This window comes from Paenibacillus sp. FSL R7-0652, from assembly GCF_038595045.1.
Classification (GTDB): domain Bacteria; phylum Bacillota; class Bacilli; order Paenibacillales; family Paenibacillaceae; genus Paenibacillus.
Genome location: NZ_CP152001.1, coordinates 362,964 through 380,617 on the forward strand (window position 1 = coordinate 362,964; position 17,654 = coordinate 380,617).

Annotated in this window: 17 protein-coding genes and 1 rRNA gene; 13 read left to right on the plus strand and 5 right to left on the minus strand. The window is 45.9% G+C overall.

The features are described from left to right. Positions 1-78 precede the first annotated feature (78 nt). Complete coding sequence (locus MKY97_RS01690) at positions 79-612, plus strand: MOSC domain-containing protein (protein WP_342553827.1); 534 nt, start codon at positions 79-81, stop codon at positions 610-612. A 27-nt stretch (positions 613-639) separates the two neighbouring features. Here the strand turns inward: MKY97_RS01690 and MKY97_RS01695 are convergent, their stop codons facing one another. Beyond that, on the minus strand, positions 640-1,485 hold the full coding sequence (locus MKY97_RS01695; protein WP_342553828.1) for a helix-turn-helix transcriptional regulator: 846 nt from the start codon (positions 1,483-1,485) through the stop codon (positions 640-642). 174 nt (positions 1,486-1,659) lie between these two features. On the opposite strand from MKY97_RS01695, the gene MKY97_RS01700 reads away from it, so the two are divergent. Then, positions 1,660-2,109: an SRPBCC family protein gene (locus MKY97_RS01700; protein ID WP_342553829.1), complete on the plus strand. Its 450-nt coding sequence runs from the start codon at positions 1,660-1,662 to the stop codon at positions 2,107-2,109. A 187-nt stretch (positions 2,110-2,296) separates the two neighbouring features. Next, positions 2,297-3,820 carry a PAS domain-containing protein gene (locus tag MKY97_RS01705; protein ID WP_342553830.1) on the plus strand — a complete coding sequence of 508 codons (1,524 nt, stop codon included), beginning with the start codon at positions 2,297-2,299 and terminating at the stop codon, positions 3,818-3,820. A gap of 114 nt (positions 3,821-3,934) precedes the next feature. On the opposite strand, the gene pyk is transcribed toward MKY97_RS01705, so the two are convergent. Further along, positions 3,935-5,350: a pyruvate kinase gene (gene pyk, locus MKY97_RS01710; RefSeq protein ID WP_342553831.1), complete on the minus strand. Its 1,416-nt coding sequence runs from the start codon at positions 5,348-5,350 to the stop codon at positions 3,935-3,937. 113 nt (positions 5,351-5,463) lie between these two features. Here pyk and MKY97_RS01715 point away from each other — a divergent pair, with 113 nt between their 5' ends. Together MKY97_RS01715 and MKY97_RS01720 are read left to right on the plus strand one after the other, a co-directional pair. Next, entirely contained in the window at positions 5,464-6,243 is a 780-nt protein-coding gene (locus MKY97_RS01715; protein WP_342553832.1) for an AraC family transcriptional regulator, read from the plus strand. Positions 6,244-6,513: 270 nt separating this feature from the next. Continuing rightward, entirely contained in the window at positions 6,514-6,918 is a 405-nt protein-coding gene (locus MKY97_RS01720; RefSeq protein WP_342553833.1) for a hypothetical protein, read from the plus strand. Positions 6,919-6,979: 61 nt separating this feature from the next. Here the strand turns inward: MKY97_RS01720 and MKY97_RS01725 are convergent, their stop codons facing one another. Beyond that, positions 6,980-7,651, minus strand: coding sequence for a phosphatase PAP2 family protein (locus tag MKY97_RS01725; RefSeq protein WP_342553834.1), 672 nt, complete (start codon positions 7,649-7,651; stop codon positions 6,980-6,982). A 310-nt stretch (positions 7,652-7,961) separates the two neighbouring features. Between MKY97_RS01725 and MKY97_RS01730 the strand changes: the two genes are divergently transcribed. The 4 genes from MKY97_RS01730 to MKY97_RS01745 all read left to right on the plus strand — a co-directional run bounded on the left by MKY97_RS01730 (position 7,962) and on the right by MKY97_RS01745 (position 10,164). Continuing rightward, positions 7,962-8,753, plus strand: a complete 792-nt coding sequence (locus MKY97_RS01730) for a CPBP family intramembrane glutamic endopeptidase (protein WP_342553835.1) — start codon at positions 7,962-7,964, stop codon at positions 8,751-8,753. A gap of 117 nt (positions 8,754-8,870) precedes the next feature. After that, positions 8,871-9,107 carry a hypothetical protein gene (locus tag MKY97_RS01735; RefSeq protein WP_342553836.1) on the plus strand — a complete coding sequence of 79 codons (237 nt, stop codon included), beginning with the start codon at positions 8,871-8,873 and terminating at the stop codon, positions 9,105-9,107. 439 nt (positions 9,108-9,546) lie between these two features. Continuing rightward, positions 9,547-9,747, plus strand: a complete 201-nt coding sequence (locus MKY97_RS01740; protein ID WP_024633772.1) for a cold-shock protein — start codon at positions 9,547-9,549, stop codon at positions 9,745-9,747. Between the two features lie 189 nt (positions 9,748-9,936). Then, complete coding sequence (locus tag MKY97_RS01745) at positions 9,937-10,164, plus strand: cold-shock protein (protein ID WP_111269572.1); 228 nt, start codon at positions 9,937-9,939, stop codon at positions 10,162-10,164. 216 nt (positions 10,165-10,380) lie between these two features. Here the strand turns inward: MKY97_RS01745 and MKY97_RS01750 are convergent, their stop codons facing one another. After that, the gene (locus MKY97_RS01750; RefSeq protein WP_342553837.1) at positions 10,381-10,728 is read right to left on the minus strand and encodes a hypothetical protein; all 348 of its coding nucleotides are present in this window, start codon (positions 10,726-10,728) and stop codon (positions 10,381-10,383) included. 163 nt (positions 10,729-10,891) lie between these two features. On the opposite strand from MKY97_RS01750, the gene MKY97_RS01755 reads away from it, so the two are divergent. Further along, positions 10,892-11,623, plus strand: a complete 732-nt coding sequence (locus MKY97_RS01755) for a class I SAM-dependent methyltransferase (protein ID WP_342553838.1) — start codon at positions 10,892-10,894, stop codon at positions 11,621-11,623. 108 nt (positions 11,624-11,731) lie between these two features. Here MKY97_RS01755 and MKY97_RS01760 read toward each other — a convergent pair whose 3' ends face one another. Then, on the minus strand, positions 11,732-12,376 hold the full coding sequence (locus tag MKY97_RS01760; RefSeq protein ID WP_342553839.1) for a GntR family transcriptional regulator: 645 nt from the start codon (positions 12,374-12,376) through the stop codon (positions 11,732-11,734). Between the two features lie 497 nt (positions 12,377-12,873). On the opposite strand from MKY97_RS01760, the gene MKY97_RS01765 reads away from it, so the two are divergent. From MKY97_RS01765 to MKY97_RS01775, 3 genes are all read left to right on the plus strand, one after another. Next, entirely contained in the window at positions 12,874-14,076 is a 1,203-nt protein-coding gene (locus MKY97_RS01765; RefSeq protein WP_342553840.1) for an ornithine--oxo-acid transaminase, read from the plus strand. A gap of 72 nt (positions 14,077-14,148) precedes the next feature. Beyond that, positions 14,149-15,129: an arginase gene (gene rocF / locus MKY97_RS01770; protein WP_342553841.1), complete on the plus strand. Its 981-nt coding sequence runs from the start codon at positions 14,149-14,151 to the stop codon at positions 15,127-15,129. A gap of 687 nt (positions 15,130-15,816) precedes the next feature. After that, positions 15,817-17,371 (plus strand): 16S ribosomal RNA (locus MKY97_RS01775). The last annotated feature ends 283 nt before the right edge of the window (positions 17,372-17,654 follow it).

Below are 17,654 nucleotides of genomic sequence, written 5' to 3' on the forward strand. Positions count from 1 at the left end.
TCAAAGATTCATACACAGGGTAATAATGCTTAAGTAAAAAGGAAAAGCACACTGGATTCGAAAAGGGAGGTGTAAAGGATGGGAACAGTTCAATTCGTGCTGCTGGCGGATGATCCATCCACATTTGTGACAAGGGTAGTGCCCTTCATTGATATTGAGCTTGCCGGAATTCCGGGGGATCGGCACTATGGTCTGTTAAAACCCGCAGACTCCCGTCAGAAAATCTACAAACGCGGTACACCGATTGCAAATCGCCGGCAGATCAGTATTGTATCCGAGGAAGAGTGTATTTTGATTGCCGAGAAAATGAACATTCCTGAAGTACGTCCTGAGTGGCTTGGTGCCAATATACTGGTTAAGGGCATCGAACAATTAACTCAACTGCCTGTGGGAACTAGGCTCCTTTTTCCTGATGGAACAGGCTTGATCTGTGAAGGGGAGAACCTTCCCTGCGTGCATCCCGGAAAAGTAATTGAACAGGTTTACGGGCAGGATGGTCTGCGCAAAAAATTTGTACCAGCTGCTCGCAAAAAGCGCGGTATCGTCTGTTCCGTTGAGCGTGAAGGTGTGATCAACACAGGAGACACCATCGAAGTTATACGCCTGTCATAGCATCCTGTCAGGCGTATAACTGAATCGTCATTCTGCACCGCTTTCGTCCGGGTCCGATAGAACAGATAAGGACAGCTGCAGATATTCTTCGGGTGTACTTCCCATAATGGATTTAAAGTCTCTAATAAAATGAGATTGATCATGGTATCCCAGATCTTGAGATAATTCGGTCAAGTCGCTGGTCAAGCCGCGTTCTATGCATTCTGCCGCATTTTGCAGACGATATAATTGGATTACCGTTTTGGGGCTGATACCCACATACTGATGGAATAAGCGCTGAAGCTTGCGTGTATGCAGCTTCCAGTAGGCGGAGAGCTGGTCTACTCGCAGCATATTTCGATCCTTCTCGATTAGATTCACAATGTCACAGACCAAACTTGCTTCGATATCTTCTGCCGGTAGGCAGGCGGACAGCAGCTGGTCAAGATACTTTGCCTTCTCTTCCATGGAATTATCGTGCAGCAATACAGCTTCTAGCGTCCCGGCGTTAATGCCAAGCAGGCCCGAGACCTCAAGCGGTTTCCCATAAAGCGTAGAGACAGGAGATTGAAAAAAGGGATAGAATCCTCCTGGTTTAAATTTGACCCCGAACACACAGCCTTTGCCGTGAATGGAATAGGTGAATTTTTGATCGGAGGGTCCGTAGAAAAACGTTTTGTTTCGCTCGACTACCAGATTGACACACGGATTAGGCACAACATGCTGAGGATACGGTTCATGTCCTGTAAGATCCCAGGATACCATCCAATAGTGTTTGACGAAAGGTTTTAGCCCAGTCGCGGGAGCCAATCTTGTTAATTGAAATTGCTGTGTGCCTTCTTCCAGATGGAGTACTCCCATGGGAGGAGTCTCATTACTGCCAGTGTGGTTCATCCTGTTTCTCCTCCCTTACGCCAAATGTCAGTGGGTGACGCTGGTTACTTCGTTCTGTTTCAGTATACCTTATATTTATTTGTTGTCGTGTTTTTACAATACGAGAGATGGATATAACGATAGGATAGAAATGCGAGAATAATCGCATAACGAATACATAAAGGGAGTGATTGTATGGAGTTGAAATATGAGTTCTATATCAATGCAAACCGCGAAGATGTATGGAATGCCCTTATTTCCCCGGACGGTACACGAAGCAGTTTCTTTGGTAGCGAGCTTCGGTCAAATTTCCAGCCCGGACAGCCCTTTGCTTATGTCGGACCAGGTAACGATGGTCCGGAAACAGTGCACGTGTACGGCGAAATTTTGGAGTTCGAACCACTCTCCAGACTTAGTTATCGGGAGCACCCGGGACCCTCGTATCATTCCAATCATGCCGAGCTTCAATCCAGAGTGTTGTTTCAGTTGGAGACGGTGGGGGAGTGTACGAAGCTGGTACTGATCAACGATCAATTTACAGACAACCATCCCTCTCTCGCCAATGCACAGAACAGCTGGTGGATGATTCTAAGCAGCATTAAGACGTGGGCAGAGACGGGCAGAACGATCAATTATGGGTGGTAACAATCTTTAACGTTTAACGTAAATGGAAATGCATAAACATGCTAGAAAATCATCTAACAACGAAAAAATCTGCCTGCAGGGCGGGGTTTTTCGTTTTTTTTTGCAATTGTGACTTTAGCCCTACATTTATTGTCTGTTTATGTCGAAATACATATATAAACATACCTGACTAAGAGGGGATATTGAGATGTTTCTGAAACGTAGTGAAGTAACGAAATCAAATCGTGCAGAATCACAGGAGCAGCTGCTGGATTACAGCCGTCGTCTGCTCGAAAATGCTCAGCATGGCCGGTTCTGGAATGAACAGGACACAGATGCGCAGGGTAATAATGAAATCCTGAAAAATATCCGGGAAGCTGTTCAGCTGATGCAATTACAGCATGATTCTGTACAAATGCGCCTTACTATGCTAAATCAGGCACTGCACGTGGGATTATGGGAGTCGGAGATTGCTGCAGGTGATCCGCTGGATAACAATAACGTCGTTTCATTCTCTAATGAGTTCCGCGAGATGCTGGGCTATAAAAATCCGAAGGAGTTCCCCAACGAGTTTGCAAGCTGGGCTAAATCTGTACATCCAGAGGACAGACCGCATTTAGTCGAGGAGATCATGAGACATGTGAATGACCCGAGTGATCGAGCAGGGTACAATGTTACAAGCCGCATGGTTTTAAAGAATGGGGATGCCCGCTGGTTCAGGTGTCTAGGCCGACTGGTGAGAAATGCTGCAGGCACTCCAATTAAATTAATCGGTGTCATGTTCGATATTCATGACGAGAAGAGCAAGTCGGATGAACTGGAAGCACTTGTGACGCGTTATGATCTGGTCAACCGTGCACTCGTAGAGGCGCCATGGGATATGACAGTTGTTGCTGGAGATGTGGTGAATCCGGACAATGAATTCTGGTGGTCACCGCAGTTCCGCAGAGAGCTGGGCTTTAAAAATGAAGAGGATTTCCCGAACATATTCAGCAGCTGGAGCAGTCGTCTCCACCCCGAAGATCATGACCGTACCATCAATGCATTTGCTGAACATATGAATGACTACAGCGGCAGAACGCCGTATGATCTCGATTACCGTTTGCAGCGGAAGAACGGTGAGTATCGCTGGTATCATGCCGGAGGTGAAACCGTCCGTGACGAGAACGGCGTACCGCTGCGTGTTGCCGGAACGATTCGGGATGTGACTCATCAGAAGAATAAAGAAGAGATCGTGGAAGCGATGAATTTAAAAACAAAACAGCTGTCCGAGTCGATCGAAGAGATGGTGAACGGCATTAACTCAATCACGGACCAGGCACAGGAACTGGTTAACGCACAAGAGTTATCCGCTGATGCAGCAACACAGGTTCGGGATAGCGTGGAAGATACGAAGAGTATTACAGCGTTCATTCGTGAGATTGCCAGTCAGACGAATCTGCTCGGTTTGAATGCGGCTATTGAAGCTGCGCGTGCCGGGGATTTGGGATTGGGATTCGGAGTTGTCGCCGGCGAAGTACGGAAATTGGCCGATCACAGCTCGGAGGCAACCGTCAATATTGAAGACAGCATGCAGAAGATGAAAACACTGATTGACCATATTTTGGAGCACATTGGCAATATGTCCACACTGACTCAGAATCAGGCAGCCCTGACACAGCAGGTGAATGCTTCAATGGATGAGATCAACAATATGTCTCAGGATCTGGTTAACTATTCACGCAATCTGTAGAACGATTTTAACTGAATAAGTAAAAGGAGAAACATCAAAAATCCACCGGATTTCATATCCCGGTGGATTTTTTGATTCATACTTTTTATAGAACGCTATGCCGCAATTCGTTAATTATACCTGCAGTACTTTAATCAGATTGGTGTTACCGGATTGACCGATTGGAACACCAGCGGACAGTACAATGATATCGCCTTTTTCGATATAACCTGTTTTAATGGCATTGCGCGTTGCCGATTCGAACATTTCATCGGTTGTTGTAACCTTGTCGCCCATAACCGGGATTACACCGGAGAGCAGGCAGATTTTCGCAAGCACTTCTTGATGCTGAGTTACGGCGATAATAGGTGCTTTAGGCCGATATTTAGAGATCATGCGGGCTGTAAAGCCGCTCTCTGTTGAAGTAATGATTGCTTTAGCATTCAGAACGAGGGAAGAGCTTACAGCTCCCTGACTGATCACTTCAGTGATGTCAGCCACCTGCTGTGCTGATTTTTGATCAAACTGCTCTTTGTAATCAATCATCGTTTCCGCACGGCGTGCAACAGCAGCCATCGTACGAACGGATTGGATCGGGTATTTACCAGCTGCAGATTCACCGGACAGCATGACAACGTCGGCACCTTGCAGTACAGCATTTGCCACGTCACTTACTTCAGAACGAGTCGGGCGAGGATTTACCTGCATGGACTCAAGCATGTGTGTCGCGACAATAACGGGTTTACCCGCTTTGTTACATTTGTCGATCATTTCTTTTTGCATCATCGGTACGTCTTCGATTGGAACTTCGACCCCGAGATCACCACGAGCTACCATAATACCGTCCGATGCTTCGATGATATCGTCAAGGTTGGTCATACCTTCCTGGTTCTCAATTTTGGAGATAATCTGTACATGCTCCTGACCACGTTCTTTCAGTATGCTGCGGATTTCGCGGATGTCATCTCCTTTACGGACAAAGGAAGCTGCAATAATTTCGATGTTGTTCTCAATTCCGAATCCGATGTGCATGATGTCACGCTCAGTTACGCCCGGCAAAGTCGTTTTGATTCCTGGAAGGTTCACACCTTTACGTGGTTTCAAGATACCACCGCTAATAATTTGGCAGTGAATCTCTGAACCTTCAACAGACAATACAGTCAGATCGACCAAACCGTCGTCAATCAAAATACGATCTCCCGGTTTAACAACCAGGTTCAGTTCAGGATAGTTTACGGAGATGCGATCCACGTCGCCAAGAATATCCTCAGTGGTCAGTGTGAGTTCTTTACCTGCCTGCAGGTGAACCGAAGCTTCTTTTAATTTGCCGATACGCACTTCCGGTCCTTTGATGTCCATCATGATCGGCACATATTTGTTCAGCTCAGCTGCTGCAGCACGGATATTATTGATTCGTCCCACATGATCTTCCAGCTCTCCATGAGCCATATTCAAACGGGCCACCGTCATACCTTCCTGAATCATAATTTTCAGGGTTTCGATTGAGTCACAAGCAGGTCCCATTGTACAAATGATTTTGGTTTTTAACATGCTGATATCCTCCTCATATTTGGTGCTTATGTGTATATTGTAGCGTTTTCTGTCGAATCAAGATATGAACTATAGTACAATGATTGGAGTATAGTCCAATAATGAGGTGTTTTATGGTTACTCCACTTGAAGTACATCACGTGAATGGCGTAGGTTGGTACGAAGAAGCCGCGCAGCTGCAAGGGACTTGGCGCCTTAGCTTGGTTACTTATGGAAAATGTGTATATTGGGTGAACGGAGATAAACAGATCATGGAGAAGGGTGAACTGCTGCTTATTCCCGGCGGGATACCGTATTACGGGAAGAGTATTCCGACCGTTACACATACACAGATTGTTATTATATTGAAGCAGGGTGATACTGATACATTACCTGCACTCGAACAGCGTGAACCACTACGACACAGACCAGGCTGTTACGAATTAATCCTGCAGCGAATGAAGGCCATTCAGCAGCAGTGGGAAGAACAACCCTCTTATTATGTCATGATGAGCCAGGCCTTATTGATGGAAGTGCTGATTTATATTAATCGTGAACTGGATCGCGGCATTATTCCGCCAGAGAGGCACCGGTACGTGGAGCGGATGAAACGATACATTGAGCAGCATTATCGGGAGAGAGTGACGAAGGAGGATCTTGGAGACGAGATTGGCAAGTCACCTAACTATGCGGCCGCATTATTCAAGAATGTAACAAATCAGACGATCAGCGAGTACGTTCATGATCAGCGGATGAAAAGAGCACTTTACCTGCTCACGGAGTCGCAGCTCACCATTCAGGAAATTGCAGAATTTCTGGGCTACCGGGATTTGTCATATTTTTATCGCATATTTAAACGGCTCATGGGCAGTCCGCCATCCGATCTGCTTCAGGAGCGTCCACCTATTATCTAACCGCCGTCATTATTAACGAAGTTATTCAATAAAATAGATACGCTGAACTGCATCATTATATCTAAGAAGCTGTCTGGGAGGATTACTGTATAGACATGATGGAGTAGGCAGTTCTTTGCACATTTTGATGTGGAATCGTTTGAATTTTAGGAATACAAGGTAAGCCTGATATTCAGATACAATGGATTCCCCGTTAAGAAGCTGTGAATAATGGGGCTGCCCGCCAAGCGGACAGACCCGAAAACACATAAAAGACGGAGGTCGATGACAATGAGATTGACACGCAAAACGTTGATCATCCTATCGGTTGTTCTATTAGCAGGCGCATTCCTGGTCGGATATGTCTGGTATAACCAAAGCCGTGGGATGCCTGATCTGGATGGGCGCTGGGAGCTTGATGCTTCCAATGAACAGGCCTGCTTTACGACGGTGCGATTCGTATCCAATCCGATTGGGAAAAACGGGGGCTTATCTCTGGAAACAACGAATGGTCAATTCGTGCAGATGTATTATGGAACGTATACGATCCAAACAAACGGAATCAACATAGCCCTGACCAATCCGGAAGTACCGCCCTTTGACATGATGGCTGAATCGCAGGAAAACAAGCTGAAGCTCGCCTATACATGGGAAGGTAAGGAATATAACTCCTGTGTGTACGTCAAAAACAAATGAAAAGCAATGATAAGGCTAACCGGACGCCCTGTGGAGCGTTCGATTAGCCTTATCAAATGGATTAAGCATTTCGGCTGGGCTGCGAGGCTCTAAGCGGCTGCTTGTTCTTTTTTCGGGCCAGCTCCAAGCGATTGGCGAATACATGAACAGCCCAGTAGGCTGCCTCAGCGAACGCGATGCCGCCAACAACGTCGAGTAGGGAATGCTGTTTGACGAACACGGTTGAAGCGATAATCAACCACAACCAGATCGAGCCGAAGATTCGCACGCTCGGTTTCAGGTTTGTATGTCGGTTGAGAATGATGAACAGCATGTAGCTTGTAAGACAATGTACGCTTGGGAAACAGTTCACAGGCGCATCGTTGGAATAAATGAACTGCACAAGCATGCTGCTCATATCTGTTCCAGTCACTTCCGGGCGAGGTACATATGAAGGGAACACGACGAAACAAACATTGGCGGCCATCACGCCCACGTTATAAATGAGCAGTGTACGCCAAAAGAGCGGCTTATTCGTTAAACCAAGGTAGAGAAAGCTTAAATATAGAATTGGCATCCAGCTTATATATGGAATAATAAATTCTTTGATAAAGGGTATCTGTGTATCAATCCAGGCATAATTGTAAAATACATCGGTTCCCGCTTTGCTGCCGAGAAACATGTAGATTGAACCTTGAAGAGGTATACATAGGATGGCCAGGAGATGTCCCCAGCGTTGGAAAAAAGCTCTCATAAAATCCTCCTTGATCTAATAAACTGTATATAGCAATCATAGTCATCAAGCTTATAGTCATTTGACGCTCAGAAGATATAGTGCCCCTGCAGATAAAAAACTTAAGTATTACTATAATGGACAGACCAAGGGATAAGCCATACCTGATTTTAGTGGATAACAGGATTGGATAAGTCTCTTTTTTGTTACTTTTATAATTTTACCCATTGAGTCTACATAAAGGATATAATGTCATATGACCATAGATTTATATGGATTCTGATGACAACGGTCTAAATAGATCTTGTTAGACATTGAGGAGGCTTGGTATATGATTTTTTCGCACCAGAGTACAGAACCATCTTTTTCCGAGCGCAGACCCGTACTGGCTGTAGTCATTATTGAACTGCTTCTTTTACTTGCTGTGCTGGCTGGGGGAACCATAGCAACGATAAAACAACTGGATTATACATCTCCAGTGCTAATTTCCTTCATACCTATTGCTTTAGTACTGATCATCTATTTGACGATCCGCCGCAGGTGGCAGATGATTGGATTTCGCTCGCTGCGGAATATTCCGGCTGTTCATGCAAAATATTATATTCCGCTGCTCCTTGTACTGGGTACACTTTCCCTGAAAGGTTTTGGCGAGATTAACTTGTCCAAAGCTGTTTTTTTCATTTTCTTTACGCTGCTTGTCGCATTTGTTGAAGAAACGATATATCGTGGACTTATTTTCAAAACACTGCTGCAGAAAAGTGCGGTGACTGCAGTCGTTATTTCCAGCATTTTATTTTCGATCACACATCTTCTGAACGCATTATCCGGCCAGAATGTTACGGATACAATAGTACAGCTGGTGTATGCACTGCTGCTGGGAGCATTACTTGCATTACTCATGTTAAAAAACGGAAATATTATTCCGCTGGTCCTGTTTCATTTTATACATAATCTAATTCAATTTCTAAGCAATGACCTTCAGGATAAGGGAACGATTCCTTATGATTTGTTTATCCTTATCACTCTGGCAGCCTCCTGTGTCTGGCTGATACAGAGCTTTCGACGGCCATCTTCACTTTCGTTGGTCAAAAGAAATGAGGAACAGCATCGGGCAGCCGAGTAGAATGGAGTAAGTCTGATTTTTTCCGTCTGTCACGCGGTCGTGTTATACTCAGACGGACGGGAAAGTCAGCCAAATGATGGCCGGCAGCTATGGAACAGAAGAACGGCAGGTGAAAAAATGGATAAGACAGCTCAGGAAGTGGCCGAATGGATGGTTAATGAGATCAAGTTTACGGGAACGCTTCGCCAAGAGGCAGCCATAGAATATGTAAGAGAACACTTTGGAGAGCAGTTTGTTTTTGTAAATGAGAACGGTAATGCTTCTTTGTCCAAAGAGGTGAAAAAGGCGTTTCGCAAGCTGCATGGCGGGCGAGTCGCTTGGGATCGTGATGCTTTTATGTGGGCATGGACTTAGGTAAAAGGTACTTTTTGCCGTGTGTTTTTAAACGTTTTGCTGTTTTAGTCTGATAGGGTGGATATGCATGGACTGAACATTTTCGCAAATCATGTATAAGTTGGGATGAACCTGCATATCCTTTCATAAGACCGAAACAGAGCCGATAGCCCTCTAGAAGTAAGGGGAAAGACATCGCAGGCCATTTTTCAGAGAAAGTATAATAAACATGTATTTCCAAAGCTGTTTGAAAAGAAAATACAAAGATTTGCTTTTTGAATGGATTAGAGGTATACTAAGAATCAAGTTGTACAGAGCAGAGTGGAAAACCTAATTCACATATTGTAAAGGGCGATCACTTATATTTTATGACTGGTACCTTTTTCAATGTGTGAATTTTTATTTGCTTGCTGCAAAGAACAAAGGAACATGTTAATCTTTATTTGGAGGTGTAATTCACATGCAAAACGGAACAGTAAAATGGTTCAACGCTGATAAAGGCTTCGGTTTCATCGAAGTTGAAGGCGGAGAAGATGTATTCGTACACTTCAGCGCTATTACAGGCGAAGGCTTCAAAACGCTGGACGAAGGTCAACGCGTGCAATTTAAAATTGTACAAGGAAACCGTGGTCCTCAAGCAGAAGAAGTTGTAAAACTGTAATTAAAGCATAGCTGCCTTTAACATGTTATAATGATAAAGGCAGCTTCTTTTTTTTGATTTAATAGATGAAGAAGTTGGCCCAACAGTTGTCGAGGCAGAAGTTAGGCGGGTGTCTCACTTCCGCTAAGCAGTGGCTTTTGTGAAATAACGTCAGTAAGATGTGTTTCCATAACAAAGGGGGTAGAAGTCATGTATAATCGCAAAAAACCGATGGAAGAAATCCCACAAGCTGATGCAGCAATTTGGGAATGTACGAGTGATACGTGCAAAGGATGGATGCGGGACAATTTTGCGTTTGATAGCGTGCCTACTTGTCCAATATGTGCTTCTGAGATGGTTAGTACGACTAGGATGCTGCCATTGCTTGAGAATTCGAATAGCAATCTGAAAACGATGTCTAAAGGAAATCGGATTTAATACAGCTTACCCGCCTCTCACGAGGTGTTTTTTTTTAGATAAAGTGGACACCTGGGCACAAGAGGTACGGGATTAAATATGAAGTTCCTGGCATTCGTTTAAGCGAATGCCTTTTTTGTTGTACCAAAAGAACCTCTTCGTGTTCCTTGATTGAACATGAAGAGGTTCTTTTGGTGATTTCTGATACAGCTGGAAGAGCTGCCAGATCTAAAGGATTTAGATGAAGAGGAACGGTAGAAGGAAGAGCGTAGCGATAAGTGCCACATCGTAACCTGCTCCATAATTGTAACCGCCGTATCCACCGCCATATGGGTAACCGCCATAGGCTGAAGACTTAGCTTTTCTGGCTGATGTGTGCTTCTTTTTGCTTACTCTGCGGAGCTTTTGATTGGATTGTACGGAAGACAAGCGCGGGCCTTGGAAGCATCCATTCAAATAGACCTTTCCATCCCGGCAGCCTCCCAGGGTGCCATACATATGTCTGCCGTCTTTCATAATGAGACAGACGGGGCGTCCCACATGCGGTGAAACTGTTTCTTCACATACCGGATGAATTCTATGCATGCATATCCCCCTCGTCATTGCGGTTTGCCGCCTGAAATCAACGGTTTGTATATCATAGTAGGAATAGAGTGAATTGGTATGGACGAGTACCCGGATATGCGTATAGTCAGGAGCCGTTTTTCCGTTTGTTCATAGACTGAGGAGAGGAGGAAGGAGGGGGAACGTGGATTATCATGATCTGCTGGCTCGTTTAGGGGAAGGGAGTGCTCATCCTGGTGGATTCTCAGCGACACTGCAGCTGCTGGATTCGTTATCACTTCCTGCAGGAGTGCATGTTCTGGAGGTTGGGTGTGGGACGGGGAGAACGGCATGTCATCTGGCTCGTCAGGGCTGCCGTGTAACTGCAGTCGATCTGCATCGTCATATGTTGGATAAAGCGGTAAGACGTGCAAGAAAAGAACGGGTGGATGTACGTTTTATTCAAGCTGATGCGGCTGCAATACCTTTGCCAGATAACTATGTGGATGTGGTGTTCGTTGAATCGGTTACGATTTTTACCCCATGGCGTAAGGCGCTATCCGAGTATGCAAGAGTACTGAAACCCGGAGGAATGCTTGTCGATCGGGAAATGGTTTTGTCGGGAAGGAAAACTGAATTAATGAGTCGAAGATTGAGGGAATTTTATGGGATAAGGACACTTGTCACTGCGACAGCATGGAAGAAAAGACTTAGGGGAAGCGGGTTTTCTAAAGTTGAAGTAAAAGAGCAGTCACGTACGATGGGCAAGTGGGGTGTCGATCATGATCCGCTGCGCGAGATGGATATGAACTGGCTGGAGGATGAAAATGTGCAGCGAATGAGTCGTACAAATGATCGTTTACTTATGAAATACGGCAAAAAGTTGGGCTATGCTGTATTTGCGGCGAGAGTCCCGGCTGAAACTGCAGCTAAATAAATAAAAGGCAGCACACATTACTTATCTTGTGAGCTGCCTTTTATACTGAATAGGGTGGCGAATAGTTCATTAAAGGGGCATAACATCAAATACGACGAGAATTACGAGCTACAGCATGTCATTATCAATGATGCGCCAATGATGTTTGAGCAGTGCTTCCAGCTGCGCTTTGTCCTTGGAACGGAAAGCGCTTAGTATCTGTCTATGCTCTTCATTGACTTCATGCAAAACTTTGGATAATTTTGCTTTGTTGTCACTGACATAGGACTGACGAATGAAGCTGTTTTTGAGCGTGTTCAACATTTCGATAACTGTGGCATTGCCGCAGCGCTGGATGTAGAGGTGGTGGAACAAATACTGATTTTTGCTGTAAGCGGCAAGATCAAGCTGGTTAATATCCTCATCCATGCGGGTGACGAGGGTTTCCATTTCTGCCAGTTCTGATGGTTTGAGGTGATCCACTGCAAGCGTGGCCGCCAGTGCCTCCAGCGCACCAATGGCTTGCGAGAATTCGAGTTTCTTGCTTGTATCAAAAGGAGCAACAATAAATCCCCTGCGTGGGATATACTGCAGCAGATTATCAGAGGTCAGCTGAAATAAAGCCTCGCGTGTTGGCGTGCGGCTGATATCCAGCTTTTTGCAAATCTCAGCCTCGTTAATCTTCTGGTTGGGAAGAAGCGTCCCGTTCTGAATCTTCTGAGCAATGTAATCATAGACGTGATCTTTCAAGGAACGGTATTTAGGTACTTCCATACCAAGTTCTCCCTTCTATATGTATTGTGTTGATGAATGGTTATAAAGCTAGACAGGACGCGCCGTTCGAGGTGTCGCAAGTTTTTATCATCTTACCATTGAGGGGGAAGTTGGGCAAGCGAAGTTCGTTCTCGGCCTGCTGCCTCACCTGTGGATGTTATGTACCCATAGATGGAGGAAATTATGAAATTAAAGTGTATAAATGTTTAGAAAATCGTTGTCAGAGATATACAAGTTTGTTACTATTATTGGTATAAATGACATATATAATATTATGTATATTGTATACAAACTGGTTTGCTTTTCATATGGCGTATGTCGGTTCTTTTACAAAGAGTTTAATATGTAATTTATTATGAATTGTGCAGGGTTCGTAGTTATCCGGACGGTTAACAGGGCGCTAGCGGAAAAAGTGGAATAAAGTCTTAAATGAAGATCAGCTTGCATACACTGTTAATGTATTTTGTATACAATATTATGCGGAAGGTTGTGAAGGAATGCCGGATTCCGAGATGTTTATTCAATGGTCGGACACGTATGCTGCGCCTAATTATCATCCACTTCCCATTGTCATTGAACAGGCAGAAGGGGTATGGGTAGAGGACCCTGAAGGCCGCCGTTATATGGATATGTTAAGTGCATATTCTGCACTGAATCACGGGCACAGGCATCCTGTTATTGTGCAAGCGTTGAAAGATCAAGCAGACAAGGTCACATTGACATCCCGGGCATTCCACAGCCAATCCGCTGCGATTTTCTATCGCAGATTAGCTGATTTTACAGGGAAGTCAAAAGTATTGGCGATGAATACGGGAGCAGAAGTGGTTGAAACAGCGGTAAAAGCCGCTCGGAGATGGGCATACCGCTGCAAGGGAGTACCCGATAATCAAGCTGAAATTATTGTATGTTCCGGTAATTTTCATGGCAGAACACTGACAGTCACTTCATTTTCTTCATCTGAGGAGTATAAGAAAGATTTTGGTCCGTTCACACCTGGATTTCGAATCATTCCTTATGGTGACCTGAAGGCGTTAAGACAGGCCATTACACCAAATACAGCTGCTTTTCTAGTTGAACCGATTCAAGGTGAAGCGGGAATTATTATTCCACCGGATGGATACTTGGCAGAAGCATTTGCGATATGCAGGCAGCAGGGGGTCTTGACTATGGCAGATGAGATTCAGACCGGCTTTGGAAGAACAGGGCGCCGATTTGCTTCCGATTGGGAACAAGCTGAACCGGATATTTGGATCATGGGCAAAGCGCTTGGAGGTGGTGTAATGCCAATCTCGGCAGTTGCTGCTGAATCCGACATCTTGGATTTATTCGAGCCGGGTTCACACGGTTCTACGTTTGGAGGCAATCCACTCGCGTGCGCGGTGGCGGTTGCCGCACTCGATGTTCTCGAAGATGAGAAGCTTGCGGAGCGTTCAGAACGGCTGGGGAATTATTTTATGAAACAGCTTCGAGGGATCTGCAGTTCTGCCATTCGAGATATTCGAGGTAAAGGCCTGTTTATTGGTGTTGAGCTGCACACTGCTGCACGCCCCTATTGTGAACGTCTGATGGCCGCAGGTTTGCTTTGCAAGGAAACCCATGAGACAACGATCCGCTTTGCGCCTCCGCTTACGATTAAGGAATCCGAGATTGATTGGGCTGTGAAGATGATCACAGAGGTATTGGGTGATGGCGATTCTTAAGCCCTTTGACGATAAGGCACAAGGACTTCACTGAACGATCTTTTGATAAAGATGACGAAGGAGCGGATACTCATGAAGAATGAGGAAGTTTTGGCTTTGGGGCAGAAGGGTATGCAGCATGTCTCTAGGCAGCACACTCAGCCTGCACCCACTCGTTACAATGAAGTAGCTCTTATTAAAGTTCCTTTTGGGTTAGCTGGTGCAAGAAATGGAGCAGAATTAGGCCCGGATGAGCTTATGACTGCCGGGTTAAAGCGAGAAATTACGAGTTTGGGTTTTCTTCTGTCCAGGGAGGTACGTGTAGATTGTCCTTCGCAGTCCGCTGTCCCAGCCCAGCGCAAAACAGTAAAGTATCTGAATGAGGTTCGGCAGGTAAGTGAACAGGTGTGTCAAGAAGTTTCAGCTGCTTTGGAAGAGAGGGCCCTTCCACTCGTGCTTGGGGGAGACCACAGTGTAGCTATTGGTACTTTGGCTGGGTTAACTGCACATTACGCTAATCTGGGTGTTATCTGGTTCGATGCTCACGCAGACTTGAATACGGAAGAACACAGTTTGACAGGCAACATGCACGGTATGAGTGTGGCTGCTTTTCTGGGTCATTCGGTTTTTAATTTGTCGCAGATCAAGGGTGCAGGTTCGTTTGTTCATCCATCCAATCTGGTATATATCGGACTGCGGGATCTGGATGAGTATGAGAAGGAGCAGATCAGAGCCTTAGGTATTCGGGCTTTTACGATGCATGATATTGATCGGATGGGAATGAAGCAGGTCATGGAGCAGGCCATGGCTGTTGCGGGAGGGGGGACAGATGGTATTCATGTCAGTTTCGATATGGATTGCCTTGACCCGCGTGAAGCACCAGGGGTTGGAACACCTGTGCCTGGAGGTTTGAGTTATCGGGAGGCACATTATGCGATGGAGTGTTTGGCTTCAAGCAATCAAGTAGTATCCATGGAGCTGGTAGAGGTCAACCCGCTGCTTGACCAAAACCGCCATACGGCAAGACTGGGCGTTGGATTGATTGCATCTTTGTTAGGTAAGTCTATTCTATAGAAGAAAGAGACATTTTTTGACGAGATGAAGTCCAGGGGAGCGCGGCTAACTATCGAATACTTCGGATAGTGTATACGCAGCTCTCTTGTTGTTTTATTTTATACAGAAGAGAGTAGGAGGGAGAATCATTGTATATGGGGGTGGATGATATTATGTTACCTGCTGGTCCTCGAGATGCGCACAAGCGTGGGTTATCCTTCCTAATGAGTATTAGATGCGTTGTTTATGTACTCTCAAATACTTAACTTTATAGAAAAAGTCGCCATACAAATAAATATTAATGTTTTGAAAAAAAAAGGCTTGCATCATAAATTCGTACATGGTATATTCTAATTCCGGCCAAGAAAACACAGTTTATACGGTGCGGCAAGCAAATGAAAAACAAGCTTCGAAAGAAACTTGAAAAAAAGAGCTTGCAAAGTTGGTTCGGACGTGATAAGATATAAGAGTTGCTGAAGCGAAAGAAACTCAGCAGAGAAACAAGTTTGATCTTTGAAAACTGAACAACGAGTGAGTAACGATCTTGCTTGCAAGATCAACGCTGAGGAATCGGTACATGTCTTCGGACTGTATGATTTCGAAGCTAAAATGAGATTTTTAATCTCGTCAGATTCAAAATGAGCTATTCGCTCTTTTCAATACCCCGATGGGTTTCACAGCGTTTAACCATGCTGACGAAATTCATCTTTATTGGAGAGTTTGATCCTGGCTCAGGACGAACGCTGGCGGCATGCCTAATACATGCAAGTCGAGCGGACTTGAAGAGAAGCTTGCTTCTCGGATGGTTAGCGGCGGACGGGTGAGTAACACGTAGGCAACCTGCCCTCAAGCTTGGGACAACTACCGGAAACGGTAGCTAATACCGAATACTTGTTTTCTTCGCCTGAAGGAAACTGGAAAGACGGAGCAATCTGTCACTTGGGGATGGGCCTGCGGCGCATTAGCTAGTTGGTGGGGTAACGGCTCACCAAGGCGACGATGCGTAGCCGACCTGAGAGGGTGATCGGCCACACTGGGACTGAGACACGGCCCAGACTCCTACGGGAGGCAGCAGTAGGGAATCTTCCGCAATGGGCGAAAGCCTGACGGAGCAATGCCGCGTGAGTGATGAAGGTTTTCGGATCGTAAAGCTCTGTTGCCAGGGAAGAACGCTTGGGAGAGTAACTGCTCTCAAGGTGACGGTACCTGAGAAGAAAGCCCCGGCTAACTACGTGCCAGCAGCCGCGGTAATACGTAGGGGGCAAGCGTTGTCCGGAATTATTGGGCGTAAAGCGCGCGCAGGCGGTCATGTAAGTCTGGTGTTTAATCCCGGGGCTCAACCCCGGATCGCACTGGAAACTGCGTGACTTGAGTGCAGAAGAGGAGAGTGGAATTCCACGTGTAGCGGTGAAATGCGTAGAGATGTGGAGGAACACCAGTGGCGAAGGCGACTCTCTGGGCTGTAACTGACGCTGAGGCGCGAAAGCGTGGGGAGCAAACAGGATTAGATACCCTGGTAGTCCACGCCGTAAACGATGAATGCTAGGTGTTAGGGGTTTCGATACCCTTGGTGCCGAAGTTAACACATTAAGCATTCCGCCTGGGGAGTACGGTCGCAAGACTGAAACTCAAAGGAATTGACGGGGACCCGCACAAGCAGTGGAGTATGTGGTTTAATTCGAAGCAACGCGAAGAACCTTACCAGGTCTTGACATCCAACTAACGAGGCAGAGATGCGTTAGGTGCCCTTCGGGGAAAGTTGAGACAGGTGGTGCATGGTTGTCGTCAGCTCGTGTCGTGAGATGTTGGGTTAAGTCCCGCAACGAGCGCAACCCTTGATCTTAGTTGCCAGCACTTCGGGTGGGCACTCTAAGGTGACTGCCGGTGACAAACCGGAGGAAGGTGGGGATGACGTCAAATCATCATGCCCCTTATGACCTGGGCTACACACGTACTACAATGGCCGGTACAACGGGCAGTGAAGCCGCGAGGTGGAACCAATCCTAAAAAGCCGGTCTCAGTTCGGATTGCAGGCTGCAACTCGCCTGCATGAAGTCGGAATTGCTAGTAATCGCGGATCAGCATGCCGCGGTGAATACGTTCCCGGGTCTTGTACACACCGCCCGTCACACCACGAGAGTTTATAACACCCGAAGTCGGTGGGGTAACCGCAAGGAGCCAGCCGCCGAAGGTGGGATAGATGATTGGGGTGAAGTCGTAACAAGGTAGCCGTATCGGAAGGTGCGGCTGGATCACCTCCTTTCTATGGAGAATCGTCTTCTGCAATGAAGACATTCAAAACTAAAATCTAGCCAGGTCGGCTAGTTGCTCACTCGTTGCTCAGTTTTGAGAGCTCAAACTCTCAATCATCTCATTTTTTCGACCGACACTTATGGTGAACGGACCGAAGAAACCGATTTGTTCTTTGAAAACTAGATATCGAAACGAAACAAACGCGAATTAGAACATTCCTTTTAAGGATGAATGCTGGCTCGGTTCAAGTAACCGAACAACAATCATCCAAGCTGAACTTGTGTCAACAAGTG